This window comes from Clostridium aceticum, assembly GCF_001042715.1.
Classification (GTDB): domain Bacteria; phylum Bacillota; class Clostridia; order Peptostreptococcales; family Natronincolaceae; genus Andreesenella; species Andreesenella acetica.
The window spans coordinates 1,934,082-1,955,012 of record NZ_CP009687.1 but is presented as its reverse complement, the minus strand read 5'-3'; the positions used below and the strand labels follow the sequence as shown (position 1 = coordinate 1,955,012).

Genomic DNA, 20,931 nt, shown 5'->3' with positions numbered 1-20,931 from the left:
CTCTGACTTATACTAGTTTTTCATTATATATATTTAACAAATTCATTCTCTCTATTTTGTTCTTTAAAGAAGTTCTATCTATTGTATACAAGTTTAACTCCTTCATCCTCTTGAAGTAATCGGCTCCTGCAAAAGTGTATCTTCTTTTTAGACCTTCTTCTTTTAAAATTTCCTCATTAGCATAAGCAATCAAGTCACCACAGGCTAGGTTTCTAGGTAATTCTAATAATGGCATACCTAATAAAACCCTAATACTATTATGTCCTGCTAAACTACCCGTTACCATTGCTTCTGTATGTCCGACAAAGAGTCCACCCTTCTCTCCTGCACACAATAAATTATCTATTCCCTTTACCTTCATACCATTATTACGAGGAGCTATAGATAAGTATCTAATAGAATTCCCTACACCTCCAGCATAAGGGTCTTCGAATCTAGCATTTTCAAACCCCTTTAATCTTCGCAATTTTTCTAAAGGATAGAAGGGTGCCATGAGTTTTGCATGCCCTGTATCTAATAGAATTAGATTTTCTGCATATTCTTTTAATGCATACTGCTGACATACCTTCATATTTAATTTATCCATATTGATATCTTCTTTAGGTACTGCAAGAATATATACACCTTTGCTGTTCAACGCATCTACTATTTCTTCAGATAAAGAATCTTTGTTGAGCTTACAAGAGCCACTAAAGGCACCAAAAGAACCATTCGCCCTTTGACCCAATATATCTTCTACTCCAGCCTTATGACTTAAACTAACTCTTGGTCCAAAGGAAGGGCATCTTAATATACACATAGCACATCCATTACCATACTTTAAGCAGTTTCCCATAGGTCCCGTTGAACCTGTTGTTTCGATGAATACATCTCCATAAACAGTACTCTGATCCTGCAACTGAATAGCTTTAATTTTATTTCCTTCTTTTATAATATCTATTGCTCTATACTGAAAATACAGTTCAATCCCTTTATCCTGCAGTAATCGTCTCACTTTAGGTTCAATAATAGTTACATCATATAGGTTAGCATGTTGATGTCCTGGAAATTCAATGTTTTTATGCCTTGAACATTCATCACATAGCTCAAATAATTCATTGCCACCTAACAAGATGTTCTCCTCAGCAGCAGTGTATCGACCGTTGTTCCTCATAATACCGCCAACATTACCCAAACCTAATAGCATATCTGTACGTTCATAAATCACTACATTTGCTCCTGCTTTTTTAGCAGTAATGGCTGCTGCACACCCTGCCCAGCCACCGCCAATAATAACTACCTTAGGTTTTACCACAAGAAGTCCCCCCTGTCTTTAACCTTTTATAAACTGAGTTTTACAAGTACGAATAGGAATTCCATTCATATCATAGATCGTACAGGAACCACAAATCCCTTCGCCGCAGCATATCTCATTATTATTTGTTGTTACAACTTTTTTCTTTTTTAATTCTTCAACAGAATCATACAATCGTTTTTGCAGGTAATCAGAAGCTCCTATAAAAATAAGGTCATAGCTTTTTTTATCCATTATTTCTTGAAGAAGTTCTATCCCTTCAGGCTCATATAAATCACATTTTCCCAAGTTTTTCACCTTGCAAAATTCCTCTATAAAGTTATAGTCAGTAGAGCCTTGGTCAATGAGGACATCAATAGCATTGTTATTTCTTAAGAGATAGTTGGTAACTAGGATTGCTGGAGCTTGAGCAATGCCTCGTGTAACAATGAGACAATTAGCATTTTGTGCTTGTTTTAAATGCTCCAAGCCAAACACACCATTCCAATAGGGTCCTCTAATACTCATGCTGTCTTCCACATTTTTAATAGTTTTTGTCTTCACCCCATGAATTTCTACAGCTATTTTTATGAGATCTTTTTGACCATCGACATACATCACAGAAATAGGAATGTCAAAATATTGACCAAAGTCTTTATTTCGTATAAAAATATAAGAACCAGGTTGATTTACCTGTCTAGCAAATGAGTGGGGTACCCTTAATGTAAACACAATTATTTTATCGCCAAGTTCCTTGCGTTCAACAATCTCAGCATGAAAATCTACTCTAGGATCTTTTTTTCTATTACCTTCAAATGTAAAAGATTGATATATACATACGCCTCGCCAATCACAATCACAAAATTCTTTTCCTTTTAAGTGCGAACAAGTGATACAGTCCATTGTTTCAGCTAAATAACAAGGACAATAATCACTCCCAGCATCAATACATTGCCATCGGTGATTATTCATGCTTTCCCTCCTTTTTTGGTCAAAAGCTTTAGTGAAAATATACTATAATATTAGAATATTTTTTTTTACCAATATTGTTACAAAGTTTATACGAAAAACACTAAAAAGTGGTAATTTAAATTACCACTTTTTTAAACAATTACTGTGTATATAAGTTGCAGCGAACTCGTTTTAGCAAGCTGAAATATCGAGGAATCAAGTAGAGAGTCTATGTCACCCTGAGCGTAGCGAATGGGTCTTAAAGGTCTAAGACACATGATTCTTCACTGTCTTCAGAATGACAAAAACACGATTTGTATCCCCATATATATCACTTATCTAATCTAAAGAATCTAAGAATTTTTTCTTTGGTAGTTAGTTGATCAACATGTTCATTGGTAAATATGTCTGTTGTATTGATTAAGTTCCCATCAAGATAGGTTAATATCTGACCTACCTTTTGTCCTTTGATTACAGGAGCTTGTAAAACCTCTGGTGCTTTGATCACAGATATTATTTTGTCTTTTTCCTCCTGCTTGACGGGAATCACTAAAGTTGTCGGCACATTTATAGAGAGAAGGTCTTTTTTTCCATCTTCTACAGAAACATGCTTCACCAAATCATCTTTTTCAAAAACTGTATAGGGCTCATATTCCTCAAAGCAACGGTTAATCAATTCATTCGTTGTATTAAACCAATCACCATCGTTTAATGTTACTGCAACAAACTGCATATTATTTCTAGTAGCAGAGGAAACCAAGCATCTGCCTGCCCTCTTGGTAAAACCTGTTTTAACTCCGTCTCCCCCCTCACAAATACTTAAAGTTTTATTTTTATTTGCAAAATGTTTATAACCATCCCTCTCAGCTGTCCAAAATTTTGCTTTTACTACTTCTTTAAATACTGGATTCTTTAAGGCCTCTCTAGTGATCAAAGCTAAATCATAGGCGGTGGTATAATGGTTTTCATCATGCAACCCGTGGGGATTAACAAAGTTTGTATGTTTTGCTCCTAACTCCTTTGCACGGGCGTTCATAAGCTGTGCAAATTCTTCTATAGAACCACTAACCTCATAAGCAATAGCGCCAGCAGCATCATTACCAGATCTCAGCATTAGTCCATACAATAGGTCGATCATTCTTACCTTTTCATTTGCTTCTAAGTATATGGAGGAGCCTTCAATACCTTGTGCTTTTGGATGAACTTTAACTTTTTTATCTGAAGGAATATTTTCAATAGCCAGTAAAGCAGTCATAATCTTAGTAGTACTGGCCATTGGTAATTGTTCATAAATATTGTTTTCATAGAGTACTCTGCCGGTTTCTACGTCTATAACAATGCTAGACCTGCCATTAGCATACACATCTTCTGAAAATCTATAGAAGTTCACTGATAATAGGGTTATGAGAATGAATGAAAATATACCTGCTTTTTTTAACATATATTTAACCTCATTTCTGTTTAGTAAATTAGCAAATAGAGTATTCGTAAATTATTATAAGCAAAATCTTAAAGAATCATTCAATAATCTCATTACTCGTTAGAGGATTTTCAATAATAGAAATAAAAGATGATAAGTAAAGTAACTCTACTTATCATCTTTTATTTCATCAAATTCATGTTGTATATCACAGCCAAATTCCTTTGCTAATTTTTCCGCTTCTTTAATATCCTCTGCTCCCCATATAGACCATCCACCTTTTAATATGCCATTTACATAAATTTCAACTTTATCATTTTTAAATATCATTGTTTTATTATTTCTTTTTTTCATTTGTTCAACTTGCTGATTGACAGCTTCTACAACATCCACTTCTAATACCTTCATGGCTATGAATAGACAGGACATTGCATCCTGTAGCTCTCGTTTTGTCTTATTTAAGTCCCCCTTCATTAGTGCTTTTAAGGACTCTGCAACCTCTTCATTCAAATGACTGATAGCAGTTTTAGGGTCATTGGTACTATACTTTCTATTATTCCATATCATTTCTATAGCTTCTCTGATATCCATACTGTCCCCCCTGTTTTCTGTACTTACTCCTACTTAATCTAATTATACCCCTATACTCCAAAAGTTTCAAATTCTACAAGCATAAAAAATGAATAGAGGATATAAAGCATACCCTCTATTCGTAAGTAATTATATTATCCGAACCATTTGATCCTTGTTTTTTATTAAACATACTTTGAATACTATGAATTACTTTTGGTGTAGTATTGATTAAATTATCAATCATATTCGCTCTTTGATCAACTGGCATAAGCTTAATTTGTCCATTACCTACCACCATAAAGGCTACAGGTTGTACAGAAACACCTGCTCCTGCACCTCCAGCAAAGGGGAATTTTTCCTTTCCTCCACCATTGCCACCACTGCCTTTTGTTTCTTCTTCACCTTCCTCTTCAGAGGGTTTTTCATTTATATAATCTCCTCCTCCAGAGGCAAAACCAAAGGACACTTTAGAGATGGGTATAATTACTGTTCCATCTGTTGTTTCAACAGCATCTCCTACAATCGTATTTACATCTACCATTTCCTTAATGCTTTCCATTGTAGTTTTCATTAAAGCTTCTATTGGATGTTCATTCAATGTTTTCACCACCCTTAATTTTTGTTGAAAGTAATTTTATGCCCGCAATTATAATATATCCTATTTTCAAAGTCACTATACAATCAAAAATTACACCGAATTTTTTTGAAACATAGCAAGGAACAACATCTATATAAATCCTTTGTGGTCTTAGCTTTCTTTTTAATAATGTCATAAGATTTGACTTAATGCCCCACAGTATCCCGCTAATGATGGCCGTATCTGCAGCGTCTTCCAAGCCTATATTGGTTTTCCACAACACCTTATTAATGGTGATTCTTTTATGAATATAGTGAAGCACCTCACAGTATTTTTTGTAATAGTAATGTCCTTTTTTTATAATGATTTTTATTTCATCATAGTTGAATTCCTTTTCTTCTTTTTCATCTTCAATAGCGTTGGTATTTGATACTTTAGCTTTTTTATAAATATTGGCAGTGATTATATTTCTACCATTATTTAAAAAATCTATAAAAGGAATTGTTGTTTTATATTTTAATAACCCTTTTAGTATGGAAATAGTAATATTTAATTCATCATTTTCTCCCTCCCTTATAAATCTTACTTCTATTTTTAGATCTAAAAATAATAGCAATAGTATACATCCTAAGAACAACATAAAAAAAGTAAAAAAATAGTAAGTCAACAAGCTTAATCACCTCTAAGTTATAGTATTACTATTTTTTCCATTTTTAATGATAATAGACTTATTTCAGGTAATCAATAAAAGAAATTCTTTTTTGTAGATCATAAACATGAAATTTTTTCGAACGTTTTTTACGAAAATCTATGAAACCTATTGACTTTTTTTCAAAAATCTATATATTTAATATAGTTGAAATCATTAGTGATAAATCAATATCTGCTACTTGGGTAAGGAACCCATCATCATTTAAATTGCAAAATACGAAGGGAGATTGATCAAGATGAAAATGGAACAATTGGGGAGACATATTTTAGCGGAGTTTTATAATTGTGATTCAGATATTTTAAATGATCATAAATTAATTGAAAAATACATGGTAGAGGCTGCGGAAGCGGCTAATGCTACAGTAGTCACCAGCAACTTTCATATGTTTAATCCTTGGGGAGTAAGTGGTGTTGTTGTCATTCAGGAATCCCACTTAACCATCCACACATGGCCTGAATATGGTTATGCTTCTATTGATGTTTTTACATGTGGTGGTGAAGTAAACCCTTGGGCTTCATTTGATTACTTAAAGGAAAAGTTAAAAGCAGAAGTAACAGATACCGAAGAACTTCCTAGAGGTATTGTTTCTAAAATAAGAAAACATTCAAAAAATAACTATACAGATATCAAGTACAAAATTTCTGTTTAGGAGATGTAAAGAGCCACACTTTTTTTATAATTAGATTCAATTATATCAAAAGGTGGCTTTTTTAATGTTTATATTTATTTGCTAAAAAGATCTTTATCATCATCTATGTCGCTACTTTCAGCCAATAATTTAAATTCTTTAATATCCGGTAAATCTTCTATAGATTTTAGTCCAAAGACTTTTAAAAAATTGATGGTGGTACCATAAAGAATAGGTCTACCTATTTTTTCTAGCCTTCCCTGTTCTTGAATTAATTCTTTTTCTTGTAGGGTGCTCAATGCTTTATCACATTTCACACCTCGTACATCCTCGATCTCCACCTTGGTAATAGGCTGTTTGTAAGCAACGATTGCTAAAGTCTCTAAAGCTGCTTGAGTTAATCCTTTATGTTCTTTTGGTTCCAATAATTTTCTTATATAAGGATAGTACTCCTGCCTTGTAGCCAATTGATAGTAATCATTCATTTTAACAATCTGTATTCCTCTTTTATGAAAATTAAAATGATCTATCATTTCTTCTAAAATTTTTTTTATTTCTTTGCTTTCTATGGATAAGGCTCTGCTGAGTTCTTTGATAGATATAGGCTCAGACCAAGCAAAAAGCACTGCTTCTATGGCACATTTCATCTCTTCCCTATTCATTTCATCCATTCCTAGCACCTCAATTACTTATTCCTTCTATAATAATTCCCTCAAAGCTTTTTTCCTGTAGTACTTTTACTTTTTTTTCTTTTATTAATTCTAACAAAGCTAAAAAGGTTACAACTACCTCCAGCTTCTCTTTAGCCAATGTAAAAATACTGTCAAAAGTAATTTTATTGTGATTCCTTAGTATATTTAAAATACTGCTGATTTTCTCTTCAATCGTATAGGTTTCTTTAGAAATATGTCTTATTTTATAACTTCTATCCTTTTTATTACCTTGATAATTTAATAAAATTTTCTCAAAAACCTTTACCAAATCATCAATCTTAAGATTTTCTAGAACTACATCATCATTGGTGGTCTCCAAAATAATTTCTTCTTTTTGTTTAAAATATAATTTATTATAATGGTCTTCCCTTTGTTTTAATTCTTCTGCCACGACTTTATATCTTTTATATTCTAATAATTTTTCTACCAATTCACTTCTTGGGTCAAGTCCCTGATCTTCTGATTTGTCCTCTGCTACAGCTTCCTTTGGTAACAACATCTTAGATTTGATTTCGATTAAAGTAGATGCCATAATTAGAAATTCACTGGCAATCTCTAGATCTAATTTCTCCATTTGATAGAGATAATGAAGGTATTGTTCTGTTATTTCGTTGATAGGAATATCATAAATATCTATTTCATTTTTTTCAATAAGATGAAATAATAGGTCAAAAGCCCCTTCAAAAGCTTGAATTTTAATGGTACAACTCATGATACTTCCCCCTTAAACCAACACTAGCCTTAGCAGTACATTTAATGCATAGTATACCATAGGGAACAATACTCTATTGATCACTCTAAGATATACTAATAAAAATAATAAAATATAAGTATACTTCTGTAATTTATAGTAAGTCTTTTCAAAACTACTAGGTAACACGCTTAGTAAAATCTTCGATCCATCCAGAGGAGGAATAGGAAACAAGTTAAATATGGCCAGTACTAAATTAATGAATATAGAAGAATACAGCATTGTATAAACAAACTCCCCTAACTGTAACCTTAAGGCTAGAGCAAAGCACAGGGTAGAAAGAATCGCTAATAGAATATTAGACAAAGGTCCAGCAATAGACACCAAGAAATACCCTAGTTTTCTACTAGAAAAGTTGTTAGGATTAATTGGAACTGGTTTTGCCCATCCAAACCTGAAGATCACCAGCATGATAAACCCCATCAGATCAATGTGAGACAAAGGATTTAAGGTTAATCGTCCATATTGTTTAGCAGTATCATCCCCTAGTAAATAAGCACTATAGGCATGAGAAAACTCATGAACCGTCAAGGCCACCAAAATTCCTGGTAAGGTTAAAAGAATGGCAGTAATATCTAAATCTAAACTAAACATTTTCTTCTCCCTTCATTTCCTTATATAAGCCATAGGCATAATCAATCTCATCACTTTTAGTATAAATCTCTCCAGATATCTTGGCCTTAAGTACACCCTCTAATACCTTTTTATAGATGGGTCCAGGCTTTATATTTAACTTTAGTAAATCTTCACCAGACATACTTAATTTGATATTTTTTAAATGCAACATATAATATGTAATATAATGCTTTATGTAAGCCTCTTCACAGTCATTATAATAAAATACAAGGTCCTCTAGGCTGTGTTGGCTTAATGTATTATATAAGGTGAATCTATCTAAATCCTCTGTAGTTAAAAGCTGATAAAGGTCTTCTTTAGCTTCTAAAGTATAATAAATATTATCCGCTAATAGCTTATTAACAACAAATTTTCCAAGAATATCATAAAGCCTATTGATAGGAAAGTCCCGAAAGATTTGTGTGATAATGATCCTTTTTATATCTGGCTGCTGGGAAGAAAGTTTACCAAATTCATCCATAGTCTCTTGGATACCACCAAGCTTTCTCATGGTTTCCTTTGTCACTTTTAAATCAGTATCTATAGCTTCAAATAAATTAAATGTTTGCATAGTTATAACATACTTTATAAAGTTTTCATCCTCTAACATAGGACTAATTTCTTCACGGATTCTATCATCACTAACTTTTGTAATCATCTGATCTCTGATGGCTTCCATGATAAAGTTCTTCGTTTCGTTTTCAATAGAAAAACCCATTCTAGCGGAAAACCTAATCGCTCTCAAAATTCTAGTGGGATCTTCAATAAAACTTAAATTATATAACACTCTTATTTTACGATTTTTAAGATCCTGCAATCCACCAAAATAATCGATCAGTTTTCCAAAACTTTCCGAATTTAATTGTATCGCCATACAGTTTATTGTAAAATCCCTTCTAAAAAGATCATTCCATAAGGAGCTTTTCTCAACCTTCGGTAAAGCAGCCGGATACTCATAATACTCCCTACGGGCAGATACAATATCAATCGTATTATTATTTTGCAACTTAATAGAGGCAGTGCCAAACTCCTCATGGGTCAACAACTTTCCCTTCAACTCTTGGTTTAATTCCTCAGCAAATAATACCCCATCCCCTTCTACAACAATATCAATATCATCATTATCTCTTTTTAATAATAAATCCCTTACAAATCCTCCTACTACATAAACCTTCTTGTCCAGTGTATCCCCTATTTTTCCCACAAGTTCTAGGAAGTCGTAGGTTTCTTCTGGGAGATGCTTCATTCTATCCAAGCATTTTATCTCTGTTTCCTTCTCATTAAAGTTTTGCTTATACCAATAAGGATGATTATTACCATGTAACATTCTTAACAAATCTGTTCTTGTGACGATACCAATAACTTTATGATCCTCTATAACCGGCAAGCGACCGATATTGTTTCTAACCAGCAGATCATTTATTTCACTAAGAGAGGTTGTAGGACTGATGGTTTTTACTTCTCTTGTCATAAAACCCTTCACAGGGGCATGTCCTAATCCATGCTGCATGGCTTTATCCACATCTGTTCTAGAAATAATCCCGATGATTTCATTCTCCTTAATGACTGGCATACCTGTATGGCCATATCTCAGCATGATTTTACTTACCTCTTCAATATTCATATCCTCAAAGACAGTTTTGACAGGGTAATTCATAATGTCTCTTGCTATGATTTGTGGCTTGATTTTCTTATGTAATGCCTCCAACAACCCTTCTTTTAAAACCTCTACCTCTCCATTTTTTACTACAGCTGATGCGGCTTTATCATGTCCTTTTCCGTTAAATTCCTCTAAAATATAAGGAACATTGATATCATCCTTTAAACTCCTGCCCACTAAATAACAGCGATTTTCCATTCTTACAAGTAAAAATACTGCATCACAGTTTTTAATCTCCAACATTTTACCAGCTATATATCCTAATTCACCAATAAAATGATCATTTTCATAAACAGAAAGGATAATTCTATAGTTATTGACTTCTATGGTTTCCATATTTAATATGAGGTCTAAAAACAACTGATCATGTTCATTACCAAAGGAGGTCTGAATAAAGCTGTTAACAATTTCTAAATCCGCTCCTTTTTCTAATAAATATGCCACTGCTGCTGCATCCTGTGATTTGGTGCTGGAAAATGTTAAACAATTGGTATCTGTATATATTCCCACAACAAATAAAGTAGCTTCAAAGGAAGTAATAGGGATATTCTTTTCCTTAATCAGCTCTACTAAAATTGCTGTACAAGAACCATAGGGCTTCATTATCTTGTGAGCCTTGGCAATGGTATCTTCTGTTTCTTTATGATGATCATAAATGGTAATAGGGATCTCCTGATTCACTACTTCTTTAAATTTTCCTATCCTTTTAGAACTATTTACATCTACAATAATTAGTTCTTTAATCCCTGCAAGATCAATTTCATTAGCAGATTTTATTGGCAAAATATTTTTATACAAACTATGGAATTTTTTAACATCATTGTTGATTCGACCGCTGAAAACTACAGTAGCTTCAGGGTTTAATTTGGAACATGCTATCATACTGGCAATTCCATCAAAATCTAGGTTTTCATGACTAACGATTACCTTCATAACATCTCCCCTTCTCAGATTTTACCTTATTCATTATACCACACATGCATATCATTAAAAAGTAAAGTAGTACATCGCTGTACTACTTTACCAGTTGACTTTTATTTAAGGGTTTTCTAATGACCAAGCATTCTTTGAAACATTCTTCCTAGTATATCTATAATAGAAGCAGATTCTATAGTTTCTTCGCTTACAATATCTATCTTTCCAATTTCCTTTCCTTCTAAAGTAACAACAACCTCACCTATTTTTTGCCCTTGCATGATCGGTGCTTTTATGGACTGAGGAATGATAATTTCCTTTTTAATCTTGGATTCCTCTCCCTTTTTTGTTAACACGCTTAAATCATCGTTTGCCACTACATTAGCTTGAGGAACTTTTCCTTTCTCTACTAGCACACTTCCTAAACTGCCGCCTTTTTCAATCACCTTTGTAGTACTATAGTTTGCAAAACCATAATCCAACAGTTTTGCCGCTTCGCTAAAACGTATAGGTGAAGTGGGTGCTGTTAGAATTACCGCTATAAAAGTAGTGTTTCCTCTTGTTGCAGAGGCAGAAAGACAATACTTTGCCTCTGAAGTAGATCCTGTCTTTATTCCATTAGCTCCCTTATAGGTTCTTATTAATCTATTGGTATTTACCAATTCTTGTGTAGAAGCATTTTTTATTCCTACATCGACAGTATCCATCCAAGTAGTTAACCACTTATGTATTTCCTTATGTTTTAAAAGTTCTCTTGACATCAAAGCAATATCATATGCGGAAGTAACATGTCCTTCTGCTGGTAGACCATTGGTATTAACAAAATGTGTATTCTCCATACCTAATTCCTTAGCTCTTGCATTCATCTGCTCAACAAAACCTTCTTCACTTCCAGCAAGATGTTCACCAATGGCTACACAAGCATCATTAGCAGACCGAATTGCCATTCCCTTGATTAAATCCTCTACTGTTTTCATTTCCCCTGGTTCTAGGTAAAGCTGCGTTCCTCCCATGGAAGAAGCCCTCTCACTGACCACAACTTTATCCTGTAAAGTAATTTTATTCTCTGCTATTGCCTCCATGGTTAATAGCATTGTCATGATCTTTGTGACACTGGCGGGAGGTAACGCTTCGTGTATATTTTTCTCATACAGTATTGTACCTGTTGATGCATCCATGAGTATAGCTGCTTTTGCATTTACATCAAATGCTTGATTTTCTGCTGCTGCTACCACTATACAGTTGCTAAAAATCATAGTAATGACAATTGAAACAAAGATGGCTTTCATAAAAAATTTTTTCATAGTTCTCCTCCTTGTACCTCTTTTTAATCTTAGGTTTTCCATCTACCTAGTTCCTTATACAAGAAGGCCTTTACCAAAAACATACTAAAAATTTTCAAGCTTCATTCTATAGTCTCTGAATACCATTTTTTGTTACAATGCCAAAAATCAGCGGTCTATATTCTGGTTGAGTATCTTCTATTTCATAAGCAGTTAATAACTGCTCTATAGCAAGATCTCTTTTGACTGCATCATTGTTATAAATATAGGCCAACACCTCACCTTTTTCTACATAGTCTCCAATCTTTTTATTCAGCAGGATTCCCACGGATAAGTCAATTTCACTGTCCTTTGTATCTCTGCCGGCTCCTAAGGTCAATGCACTTACGCCTACAATATCACCCTTGATCTTATGTATATAACCACTCTCACTGGCCTTTAAGGGATAAATTTCTTGTGCCTGGGGCAATAAGTCAAGATTCTCTATGCAGCTTATATCGCCCCCCTGTCGTTCAATAAAGCCTTTTAGTACCTTTAGTGCTTCACCAGAATCAATTGCTGCTTTCATCAGCCTTTTTCCTTCATATTCTGTACCAACCTTTTTCGCCAAGATCAGCATATAGGCACCTAATGTGATACATATCTGCTCCAGGTCCTCAGGACCCTTTCCTTCTAATAGCTGAACTGCTTCCTTTACTTCCAAGCTATTACCTACAGCATAGCCCAAAGGCTGGTTCATATCAGTAACAATAGCTACTGTATCTTTGCCTACGCTTTGACCAATATCCACCATTTCTTTTGCTAATAAAAAAGCTTCATCAATATCCTGCATGAAAGCACCACTGCCAGTCTTGACATCCAAAACAATGGCATCTGCTCCAGAAGCCAACTTTTTGGACATAATACTGCTGGCGATCAAAGAAAGATTATCCACTGTAGCCGTTACATCCCTAAGGGCGTAGAGTTTTTTATCAGCAGGTGCTAAATTAGCCGTTTGTCCTCCTATAGCCAATTTAATTTCATTTACATTGTTGATGAAGGTTTCCTTTGTCATCTCCACACAAAATCCTGGAATAGACTCTAGCTTATCTATCGTTCCCCCCGTATGTCCTAGACCTCTTCCCGACATTTTTGCTACAGGAATACCACAGGCTGCTACCATCGGAGCCAAAGCTATGGTGGTTTTATCCCCTACGCCTCCTGTACTGTGTTTGTCTACCTTAATACCTTCGATGCTTGAAAGATCAATCATCTTTCCTGAATGCATCATGGCCTCCGTGAGGTATACGGTTTCTTCCTTATTCATTTTTTGAAAGTATATTGCCATTAATAGTGCTGACACTTGATAGTCTGGTATAGAACCGTTGGTATAGCCCTCTATGAAGAAATGAATTTCCTCCTTTGTCAGCATTTCTCCTTTTTTTTTCTTTAATATGATGTCATACATCCTCATGAAACTACCACCTCATTAAGAATTCCTTTGACCAAAGAAATAAATTTAGGTTTGGTTTTATTGGCTACCTCCATTACTTCCTCGTGACTGATGGATTCCAATTGGTCTGGTATTGCCATATCTGTCACACAGGATATGCCTAAAACCCTTAGTCCACCATGTCTAGCTACAATCACTTCTGGCGCTGTGGACATCCCTACTGCATCTGCTCCCGCTGTTATCACCATTTTTAACTCTGCCTTGGATAAATAATTGGGTCCACTGATGGCTATATAGACGCCTTCATGGGTTTCTATAGATAAACTTTTCCCTACCTTATGTGCTAACCCTATTAGATCTTTATCATAAGCAGAGGACATATCTGGAAACCTTGGACCCAGTTCATTATAATTTGGTCCCATTAGAGGATTAGCTCCTGTAAAATTAATATGATCTTGAATCATCATTAAGGCTCCCGGATACAACTTAGGATTTAAACCGCCGCAAGCATTGGTAACAAATAAGACTTTGATACCAATAGCTTGCATCACCCGTACAGGAAATGTCACCTGCTGCATCGTATAGCCTTCATAATAATGAAATCTCCCCTTCATCACAACAACTGCTTTGCCTTCTAGCTTTCCTATCACCAGCTCTCCTGCATGACCCTCCACAGTAGAAAGAGGAAAATGAGGTATTTCTTTATAATCAATGACGGTGGCACCCTCTACTTCCTCTGCTAAAGTTCCTAAACCTGAGCCTAAGATCAGCCCTATCTCTGGAGCAATATTGATTTTCTTTAAAATATAATCCTTCGCTTCTGTTACTTTTTGTAATAAATCCTCCATTTTTCCCTTAACTCCTCCTTATATACTTTTTATGATTTCCTTGACAAAAGCCACGAATTGATGCGTAACCTTCTGTGCAGTTTCTATAACTTCTTGATGGTTTAGTGGCTGATCTAATATACCGGCTGCCATATTGGTGATACAAGAAATCCCCAGTACCTTTGCCCCCCCATGCCTTGCTACGATAACCTCAGGAACTGTGGACATCCCCACCGCATCTGCTCCTAGCCTACTGATCATTCTGATCTCTGCAGGAGTTTCATAGGTAGGTCCTGTAAAGTAAGCGTATACTCCCTGTTTGATATCTAAATACATTCTTTTAGCAACAGATCTAGCCATGTCTATTAAATCTTTATCATAAGCACTGGACATATCAGGAAACCTCACACCTAACTCAGGATCATTGGGACCTATCAATGGATTATTAAAGGCAAAGTTAATATGGTCTTCAATAAGCATCAAGTCTCCAGCAGAAAAACTTTTATTAGCACCTCCTGCGGCATTGGTGACAATGATTGTCTCCACTCCTAATGCCATCATCACTCTTACAGGGAAAGTTACCATTTCCATAGAATACCCTTCGTAATAGTGGAATCTCCCCTTCATCCCCACGACCACTTTCCCTTCCAGCTCTCCTATTACCAATTCTCCCGCATGACCCTCCACAGTAGACTTAGGAAAATGAGGTATTTCCCCATAGGGTATGATTTGAGCATCCTGAATCTCATCCCCTAAAACCCCTAATCCAGATCCTAAGATCAATCCTATGGTAGGAGAATTTTCTATTCTAGAAGAAATATATTTTACAGCTTCTGTAATTTTTTCTATCACCCTCATCATTACAACTCCTTTATTTAAGTATTTTATCAACTTAAGACTTCTACATCATTAAACTTTTAAAACTGTCCCCTTTACCAGTACTAGGAATCCCTAAAATATCTGCAATAGTAGCTGCAATATCTGCAAAGCTTTTTCTTGTTCCTATATTTACATTAGGCTTAACAGCTTCACCATAGATCAAGATAGGAATGTATTCTCTTGTATGATCTGTACCCTTAAAAGTTGGATCATTACCATGATCTGCCACAATCATGATCATATCATCCTTTTTTAAGCTTTTTAGCAGCTCTGGGATGCGCTGATCCATATCCTCTAAAGCTTGTTTATAGCCTTTGGCATCCCTTCTATGACCGTACTTTGAATCGAAATCTACTAGGTTAGTAAAAATAATTCCTTTATTTTCTTTATTTAAATAGTTTATGGTTTGATCGATACCATCCATATTATCTTCCGTATGTACAGCCTCCGTAATACCTTGGCCATTGAAAATATCTTCTATTTTTCCAACAGCAATCACATCAAAACCTTCTCTTTTTGCAATATCCAAAACAGTTTCTCCAGGGGGGTTAAGAGAAAAATCCCTCCTATTAGAGGTTCGATTAAAACTTCCTAATGTTCCCACAAAGGGTCTGGCTATGATTCGAGCCACCGCATGATCCCCCATCATGATTTCACGGGCGATTCTACACATTTTATAAAGTTCTTCTATAGGAATGACTTCTTCATGGGCGGCTATCTGAAATACGCTGTCCGCAGAAGTATATACAATAGGATATCCAGTCTTAAGATGTTCTTCCCCTAGCTCTTCTATAATAGCTGTTCCAGAAGCAGCTTTATTTCCTAGTATTTTTTTCCCAATCTTTTCTTCAAATGCCTGTATCACCGACTCAGGAAAACCATCAGGAAAGGTTTTAAAGGGTTTTGTCAGGTGAAGTCCAGCTAGTTCCCAATGCCCTGTAGTAGTATCCTTTCCTTGAGATACCTCATCTGATCTTCCATAGGCTCCAAGAGGACTTTCTATTGGGTCGATGCCTATAATACCATCGATGTTCCCTAATCCTAAGCTGATTAAGTTAGGTAGATGAATTCCTCCTTCAGCTTTAATGATATTACCTAATGTATTTGCCCCCACATCACCAAACTCCTCAGCATCAGGCAAAGCACCAATTCCCACACTATCTATAACAAACAGCACCACTCTATTCACCATAAAATTCCTCCTTAATTATAAAATTTAGTCATAGGCGTTAACCTAATACAGTTATTACCAAAATTCTCTCCAAATATTATCCTGAGTGTTATTATACCCGTTAATAGAGATAAAAAAATAAAACTTTTACACAAGATTCTTCACTGCCTTCAGAATGACAAAAAACCCCGGAGTCATGGGGACGGTTCATCTGGCACGTACGCTTTTATGTGCCTGAGGAACTGTCCCCGTGGCGTAGCGTATGTAAGATATTTATTACATCTTACATATAAAAATAGGACCTATCTTAGGCCCTAGGGTGTGTCTTATCATATACATCCTTAATCTTATTCTTCGTTAAATTCGCATAAATCTGTGTAGTGGATATATCAGAATGTCCCAACATTTCCTGAACAGATTTTAAATCAGCACCATTTTGTACAAGATGGGTTGCAAAGGAATGTCTCAGTGTATGAGGGGTAATGGTTTTTGCAATACTGAGTTGTTTCGTATAAGCCTTTATAATTTTCCAAAAACCTTGGCGGGTTAATTGTCCCCCTTGCATATTTAAAAACAGCAGCTTTTCCTCCTCATTTTTAATAAAACAACTTCTAGCATTTTCTAAATAATTCTTCAAAGCCTGTAAAGCTACAGAACCTACAGGAATCACTCTCTCTCGATTTCCTGTGGTGCATTGTACAAAACCCAACTCTATATTGATGTCTTCTATCGTCAAAGAAATTAACTCCGAGACCCTAATCCCTGTTGCATATAGAAGTTCCAACATAGCTTTGTCTCTTTTACCTTTATAAGTGCTGTCTTCAGGTTGATTCAACAAAGCATCTACCTCGTTTAAAGTCATTATATTAGGTAGTTTTTTCTTGGTTTTTGGAGATTCTAAATTTAAAGTAGGATCCTTTAAAACAATCTTACTTTGAAGTAAATATTGATAAAAACAACGAATAGAGGCTATACTTCTTGATATAGTAGAGACTGCTTTCCCTTCATTTTGCAAATAAACTAGATATGTAATCACATTTGTTTTACTGGTATGAGCAATATTATCGATTTCATTCTGATTTAAATAAGTCAAATACTGCTTGACGTCTCGTACATAAGACTCTAAAGTGTTGTGTGACAATTGTTTTTCATTTGTTAAATAGTCTACATAATTCAAAATGAGTTCATTCATAGTGTAATTCTCCCTTTAACCCTTCAACTATTACTATAGAAAATATTCAACAAATGATCCCTAATTCCTGCAAGAAAATAAAATTTCTAGCAAATTCTTTTCAAATCTCTTAATAACTTAATTTAAAGAAGATTCCCAGCAATGAGTCTAATCAAAAATGGAGCTATATAGGACTCTATAAAACATGCAAATATAATCATGATGATCAAAATCCCATATAAGCTGCTATAGGGTAAGAGCTGTTTTAAGAATCCTGTATTTTTTATTTTTTTAAGCTTGATCTTTATAAAGGCTGCAGAGAAAGCCAGAGAAAAAACTGCGGCAAAAATAAAAATTGGTATGATAATGAGATTTTGAGGAAAAACTCCAAGTAAAAATAATAGAATTCCCCAGAATTTAAATTCTTCTATGAGCAGTGCCACTGTAAATCCAATAACAAAACCTTTAAAAGATACAATCAGCAGCACAAGAGGTGCTAATATAATCAATAAGCCTAAGATCCAACTTAAAGTAAGTAGCTGAAAATTATTCATAAAGGATTGTCTAAAAATACTACCACCACTTAACTCATTGGTATAAAACAACTGAAAAAAATCTCTTAAATAATAGAATAATTCTTCCTTTTGATGTTTGTCTACTATTTTTACAGTAAAGGCCCCTACAGAAATCCCAATCAAGAAACATAAAATGACGATAGAATAAATCAATATATTTTCTCGTATATGTTTTTTCAGATAATCCATCACCTTATTAAACACAAAACAACCTCCATTCGCTTATTAATGATATTAAAATCATTATGCCAATTATGGAGGTTTTATGCCATGTCCTTAAATCATATTCAACATATTTTTATAGGCTAAGACTGCAATCACTGTCTTAGCATCCTTAATCTCACCTTTTGCGATTTTTTCAAGAGCATCATCTAAAGACATATGTAAAGTTTCAACATATTCACCTTCATCAGGATGGGCTACCCCTTCTTGTAGATCCTCTGCTAAGTAAATATGTAGGATTTCATTGGTAAAACCAGGACTAGAATAAAACTCCAGTAACTTTTTTACCTTCGCAGTTGTATATCCTGTTTCCTCACTCAACTCTCTTATAGCACATTCTGCAGGATTTTCCTTTGCCTCCAGCTTACCAGCAGGAATTTCTAGTATAGTTTCTTCAATAGGCTTTCTAAATTGCTTGACAAGAACAATTTTTTGATCCTCCGTCACTGCTAAAATCCCTACAGCACCCGCATGTTCTACGATTTCTCTCTTGGAATACTTTTTTTGAGGTAATTCTACCGTGTCTACTCTTAAGTTAACAACTTTTCCTTCATATATTCTCTCAGACTTTAAAGTTTTTTCTTCAAATGACATAAATATTTAACCCTCCTTTGATAATTACTTAATACAGCCATAGCATACAAATTCATTTTCTATTATGATTTTTAAGAAGATCACAACTATGTACAGCAGCAGCACTACATGCTAAAAAGAAAGCAACATCATCTTTAAAGCCTCGTCCCATTGTTTTAACGGACAAACCGAAATAATCTAATACCTTAGAAAGTATGCTACCATCTTCTTCAATAATAGTATGTTTTCTATGAATATTCAAGTACTCTAATTGTTCATATAAAACTTTTTTCTTATCAGCCTCCAAAAAAGGTAGGATAATCTTGAAGCTGGTTTTAGCAATTTTACTAAAAACAGTTAAACTATGGTGACTTATACCATAGTGTCGCTCTCTTTCATCACTAAAACTAATCCTAGGAACTGCTATAGCAGCTCCTCCTAAATCTTCTACTGCATCTAGTATTTGTCCTTGCTCAATACCAGTAAAGCCATAGGGTGTACCGGTCCCCACAATACCAGGTCCCATTGTTACAATAGCTATATCACAATGAGTAATTTCTTTAGCTGCAATTAATCCATTATATATATTTACTGTTTCTAAGTCTCCACCAAAAGCGTGTCCTATAGTAATAGTGTGATCAATGATTCCCTTCTCCTTTAATTGATCCACTGTATCACTAAAATAAATTGGCAGTGCGGCTGCATCTGTCATAATATAAGTAATTTTTATGCGAGGATTTATATACTTTAAGGTTGCTGCGATGGGGGTCAACATACTGTGCAGGCTACCTACAATCACAGGTAAATTATTTAGAGACTCAAAGGCTAGAAACTTATGATGATTTGGATGGTCTTGTTCCTCAGCAGCAAAAACCTTTAATTGCAAAGGTGTATAACGCAGTTTCATAATATGGCCTTCTTCCTCTAAAGGGACAATCTTATTATCAAGATTATATAATACAAAATGATAACCGCCTGTACCTAAGTTGAGTTCAATAGCTGTTGTATTTAGTACTACCTCATCGCCTACAGACACTTCACCTGTCATCAAATTATAATTGAAAGCTTTTTCTTCTTTTCCATTGATTGCTACAATTAGTTTTGTTTTTTCTTGGGATTTACTTAAGATTTTTATAACTTTGCCACGTTTTATACTTATCATAAACTTATAGCACCTCAAATCATCTTCATTAGTCGCGACCAAATTCGTCTAAGTAATTTAAAAGGTAATTATTTTTAATAATTTTAGATAAGGAGTATTTTTCTGATATCATATGGATCAACAACAAAATAATCAACCATACAAACTTTATCTCCATTGAGAAGCTTACTGCAGTGATGATCCCTAAGGTAATCCCCAAGGTATTGGAACCTACATCCCCCATCATACTCTTTGCTCTCAAATCCTGAGGCAGATAGCCGATACAATACCCAATAATACTAAATAAGATTAATCCTATTGTATCAGTGATACCTATGAGGATAAAGATCCCCGACATCAACAAGTAAGCCTTTAGGGCTCTACCAGGTCTTAAATCTAATAAATTCATAAAATTTGTAAAGAGTGCAATAATAAAGGCATTTACAATAAATTCTATTACCCCTGATGAATAAAGCAAACTAATTAACAAAGCAATCATCCCGCCTATACCAGCCTTCAACATCCCTGTAGTGAGTTCACCCTTAAGAAAGCGTGAAAAATGTCCTTTGAACCCAGAAGCTGTCCTATTTCCTATTAAGTCATCTATTATTCCAGCAAAGCCCATGGTAGTAATTCCTGCTAAAAATATGAAAATTACCTCTGATAATTCCTTAAAAAATAAAAGTATTAGTAAAAAATTCATTAGCATTACTGGGATAAAAGTAATTCCCATACCAATAGGGATCCTATCTCCTTTATAATTTTTAGCAACTACATTTGCCTTTAGGAACATATGCCTCATATAAGGTAATGTGATTTTAGTAATAAAAATACTAACCAGCATAACTATTATCGATACCATCATCTTG

At 34.6% G+C, this 20,931-nt stretch carries 21 protein-coding genes; 1 reads left to right on the top strand and 20 read right to left on the bottom strand.

The genetic code is table 11. The annotated features are described in order from the left end of the window. Positions 1-7 precede the first annotated feature (7 nt). The 6 genes from CACET_RS09215 to CACET_RS09190 all read right to left on the bottom strand — a co-directional run bounded on the left by CACET_RS09215 (position 8) and on the right by CACET_RS09190 (position 5,410). A complete protein-coding gene (locus CACET_RS09215; RefSeq protein WP_044824027.1) occupies positions 8-1,294 on the bottom strand; it encodes an FAD-dependent oxidoreductase in 1,287 nt (428 codons plus the stop codon). Between the two features lie 18 nt (positions 1,295-1,312). After that, positions 1,313-2,245 (bottom strand): sulfide/dihydroorotate dehydrogenase-like FAD/NAD-binding protein, encoded by a 933-nt coding sequence (locus CACET_RS09210; protein WP_044824026.1) that lies wholly within the window; start codon positions 2,243-2,245, stop codon positions 1,313-1,315. Between the two features lie 310 nt (positions 2,246-2,555). Further along, positions 2,556-3,665, bottom strand: coding sequence for a D-alanyl-D-alanine carboxypeptidase family protein (locus CACET_RS09205; RefSeq protein WP_044824025.1), 1,110 nt, complete (start codon positions 3,663-3,665; stop codon positions 2,556-2,558). Positions 3,666-3,812: 147 nt separating this feature from the next. Beyond that, positions 3,813-4,235, bottom strand: a complete 423-nt coding sequence (locus CACET_RS09200; RefSeq protein ID WP_044824024.1) for a MazG nucleotide pyrophosphohydrolase domain-containing protein — start codon at positions 4,233-4,235, stop codon at positions 3,813-3,815. A gap of 115 nt (positions 4,236-4,350) precedes the next feature. Continuing rightward, positions 4,351-4,824, bottom strand: coding sequence for a GerW family sporulation protein (ytfJ, locus tag CACET_RS09195; protein ID WP_479722664.1), 474 nt, complete (start codon positions 4,822-4,824; stop codon positions 4,351-4,353). Then, on the bottom strand, positions 4,808-5,410 hold the full coding sequence (locus CACET_RS09190; protein ID WP_044824022.1) for a DUF2953 domain-containing protein: 603 nt from the start codon (positions 5,408-5,410) through the stop codon (positions 4,808-4,810). The genes ytfJ and CACET_RS09190 overlap by 17 nt, the downstream gene beginning before the upstream one ends. 331 nt (positions 5,411-5,741) lie before the next feature. Here CACET_RS09190 and speD point away from each other — a divergent pair, with 331 nt between their 5' ends. Next, positions 5,742-6,155 carry an adenosylmethionine decarboxylase gene (gene speD / locus CACET_RS09185; RefSeq protein WP_044824021.1) on the top strand — a complete coding sequence of 138 codons (414 nt, stop codon included), beginning with the start codon at positions 5,742-5,744 and terminating at the stop codon, positions 6,153-6,155. Positions 6,156-6,229: 74 nt separating this feature from the next. Here speD and scpB read toward each other — a convergent pair whose 3' ends face one another. From scpB to CACET_RS09115, 14 genes are all read right to left on the bottom strand, one after another. Continuing rightward, positions 6,230-6,796, bottom strand: coding sequence for an SMC-Scp complex subunit ScpB (gene scpB, locus CACET_RS09180; protein WP_044824117.1), 567 nt, complete (start codon positions 6,794-6,796; stop codon positions 6,230-6,232). Positions 6,797-6,815: 19 nt separating this feature from the next. After that, complete coding sequence (locus tag CACET_RS09175) at positions 6,816-7,559, bottom strand: segregation and condensation protein A (protein ID WP_044824020.1); 744 nt, start codon at positions 7,557-7,559, stop codon at positions 6,816-6,818. Between the two features lie 12 nt (positions 7,560-7,571). Beyond that, positions 7,572-8,192 carry a site-2 protease family protein gene (locus CACET_RS09170; protein ID WP_044824019.1) on the bottom strand — a complete coding sequence of 207 codons (621 nt, stop codon included), beginning with the start codon at positions 8,190-8,192 and terminating at the stop codon, positions 7,572-7,574. Then, positions 8,185-10,806, bottom strand: a complete 2,622-nt coding sequence (locus CACET_RS09165) for a CBS domain-containing protein (RefSeq protein ID WP_044824018.1) — start codon at positions 10,804-10,806, stop codon at positions 8,185-8,187. Before CACET_RS09165 ends, CACET_RS09170 begins: the two co-directional genes overlap by 8 nt. A 116-nt stretch (positions 10,807-10,922) precedes the next feature. After that, the gene (locus tag CACET_RS09160) at positions 10,923-12,092 is read right to left on the bottom strand and encodes a D-alanyl-D-alanine carboxypeptidase family protein (protein WP_044824017.1); all 1,170 of its coding nucleotides are present in this window, start codon (positions 12,090-12,092) and stop codon (positions 10,923-10,925) included. 106 nt (positions 12,093-12,198) lie between these two features. Next, entirely contained in the window at positions 12,199-13,524 is a 1,326-nt protein-coding gene (locus CACET_RS09155; protein ID WP_044824016.1) for a pyrimidine-nucleoside phosphorylase, read from the bottom strand. Beyond that, complete coding sequence (locus CACET_RS09150; RefSeq protein ID WP_044824015.1) at positions 13,521-14,351, bottom strand: purine-nucleoside phosphorylase; 831 nt, start codon at positions 14,349-14,351, stop codon at positions 13,521-13,523. Before CACET_RS09150 ends, CACET_RS09155 begins: the two co-directional genes overlap by 4 nt. An 18-nt stretch (positions 14,352-14,369) precedes the next feature. Then, positions 14,370-15,191, bottom strand: a complete 822-nt coding sequence (locus CACET_RS09145) for a purine-nucleoside phosphorylase (protein WP_044824014.1) — start codon at positions 15,189-15,191, stop codon at positions 14,370-14,372. Positions 15,192-15,231: 40 nt separating this feature from the next. Beyond that, entirely contained in the window at positions 15,232-16,401 is a 1,170-nt protein-coding gene (locus CACET_RS09140) for a phosphopentomutase (RefSeq protein WP_044824013.1), read from the bottom strand. A gap of 286 nt (positions 16,402-16,687) precedes the next feature. Beyond that, positions 16,688-17,572: a site-specific tyrosine recombinase XerD gene (xerD, locus tag CACET_RS09135; protein ID WP_044824012.1), complete on the bottom strand. Its 885-nt coding sequence runs from the start codon at positions 17,570-17,572 to the stop codon at positions 16,688-16,690. A gap of 122 nt (positions 17,573-17,694) precedes the next feature. Beyond that, positions 17,695-18,330 (bottom strand): stage II sporulation protein M, encoded by a 636-nt coding sequence (spoIIM, locus tag CACET_RS09130; RefSeq protein WP_052661285.1) that lies wholly within the window; start codon positions 18,328-18,330, stop codon positions 17,695-17,697. A gap of 72 nt (positions 18,331-18,402) precedes the next feature. Continuing rightward, a complete protein-coding gene (locus CACET_RS09125) occupies positions 18,403-18,942 on the bottom strand; it encodes an NUDIX hydrolase (protein WP_044824011.1) in 540 nt (179 codons plus the stop codon). A gap of 52 nt (positions 18,943-18,994) precedes the next feature. Further along, positions 18,995-20,083, bottom strand: coding sequence for a DUF3866 family protein (locus CACET_RS09120; RefSeq protein WP_044824010.1), 1,089 nt, complete (start codon positions 20,081-20,083; stop codon positions 18,995-18,997). Between the two features lie 28 nt (positions 20,084-20,111). Further along, positions 20,112-20,927: an MraY family glycosyltransferase gene (locus CACET_RS09115; RefSeq protein ID WP_052661284.1), complete on the bottom strand. Its 816-nt coding sequence runs from the start codon at positions 20,925-20,927 to the stop codon at positions 20,112-20,114. Positions 20,928-20,931 lie beyond the last annotated feature (4 nt).

Bases quoted from the DNA above. Each gene is read 5' to 3' on its own strand.
- speD (WP_044824021.1), top strand. From the start codon at position 5,742: ATGAAAATGGAACAATTGGGGAGACATATTTTAGCGGAGTTTTATAAT.
- xerD (WP_044824012.1), bottom strand. From the start codon at position 17,572: ATGAATGAACTCATTTTGAATTATGTAGACTATTTAACAAATGAAAAA.
- CACET_RS09150 (WP_044824015.1), bottom strand. From the start codon at position 14,351: ATGGAGGATTTATTACAAAAAGTAACAGAAGCGAAGGATTATATTTTA.
- CACET_RS09115 (WP_052661284.1), bottom strand. From the start codon at position 20,927: ATGATGGTATCGATAATAGTTATGCTGGTTAGTATTTTTATTACTAAA.
- CACET_RS09125 (WP_044824011.1), bottom strand. From the start codon at position 18,942: ATGTCATTTGAAGAAAAAACTTTAAAGTCTGAGAGAATATATGAAGGA.
- CACET_RS09205 (WP_044824025.1), bottom strand. From the start codon at position 3,665: ATGTTAAAAAAAGCAGGTATATTTTCATTCATTCTCATAACCCTATTA.
- CACET_RS09175 (WP_044824020.1), bottom strand. From the start codon at position 7,559: ATGAGTTGTACCATTAAAATTCAAGCTTTTGAAGGGGCTTTTGACCTA.
- CACET_RS09165 (WP_044824018.1), bottom strand. From the start codon at position 10,806: ATGAAGGTAATCGTTAGTCATGAAAACCTAGATTTTGATGGAATTGCC.
- CACET_RS09200 (WP_044824024.1), bottom strand. From the start codon at position 4,235: ATGGATATCAGAGAAGCTATAGAAATGATATGGAATAATAGAAAGTAT.
- CACET_RS09120 (WP_044824010.1), bottom strand. From the start codon at position 20,083: ATGATAAGTATAAAACGTGGCAAAGTTATAAAAATCTTAAGTAAATCC.
- CACET_RS09140 (WP_044824013.1), bottom strand. From the start codon at position 16,401: ATGGTGAATAGAGTGGTGCTGTTTGTTATAGATAGTGTGGGAATTGGT.
- scpB (WP_044824117.1), bottom strand. From the start codon at position 6,796: ATGAATAGGGAAGAGATGAAATGTGCCATAGAAGCAGTGCTTTTTGCT.
- CACET_RS09170 (WP_044824019.1), bottom strand. From the start codon at position 8,192: ATGTTTAGTTTAGATTTAGATATTACTGCCATTCTTTTAACCTTACCA.
- CACET_RS09145 (WP_044824014.1), bottom strand. From the start codon at position 15,191: ATGATGAGGGTGATAGAAAAAATTACAGAAGCTGTAAAATATATTTCT.
- CACET_RS09160 (WP_044824017.1), bottom strand. From the start codon at position 12,092: ATGAAAAAATTTTTTATGAAAGCCATCTTTGTTTCAATTGTCATTACT.
- CACET_RS09210 (WP_044824026.1), bottom strand. From the start codon at position 2,245: ATGAATAATCACCGATGGCAATGTATTGATGCTGGGAGTGATTATTGT.
- CACET_RS09155 (WP_044824016.1), bottom strand. From the start codon at position 13,524: ATGAGGATGTATGACATCATATTAAAGAAAAAAAAAGGAGAAATGCTG.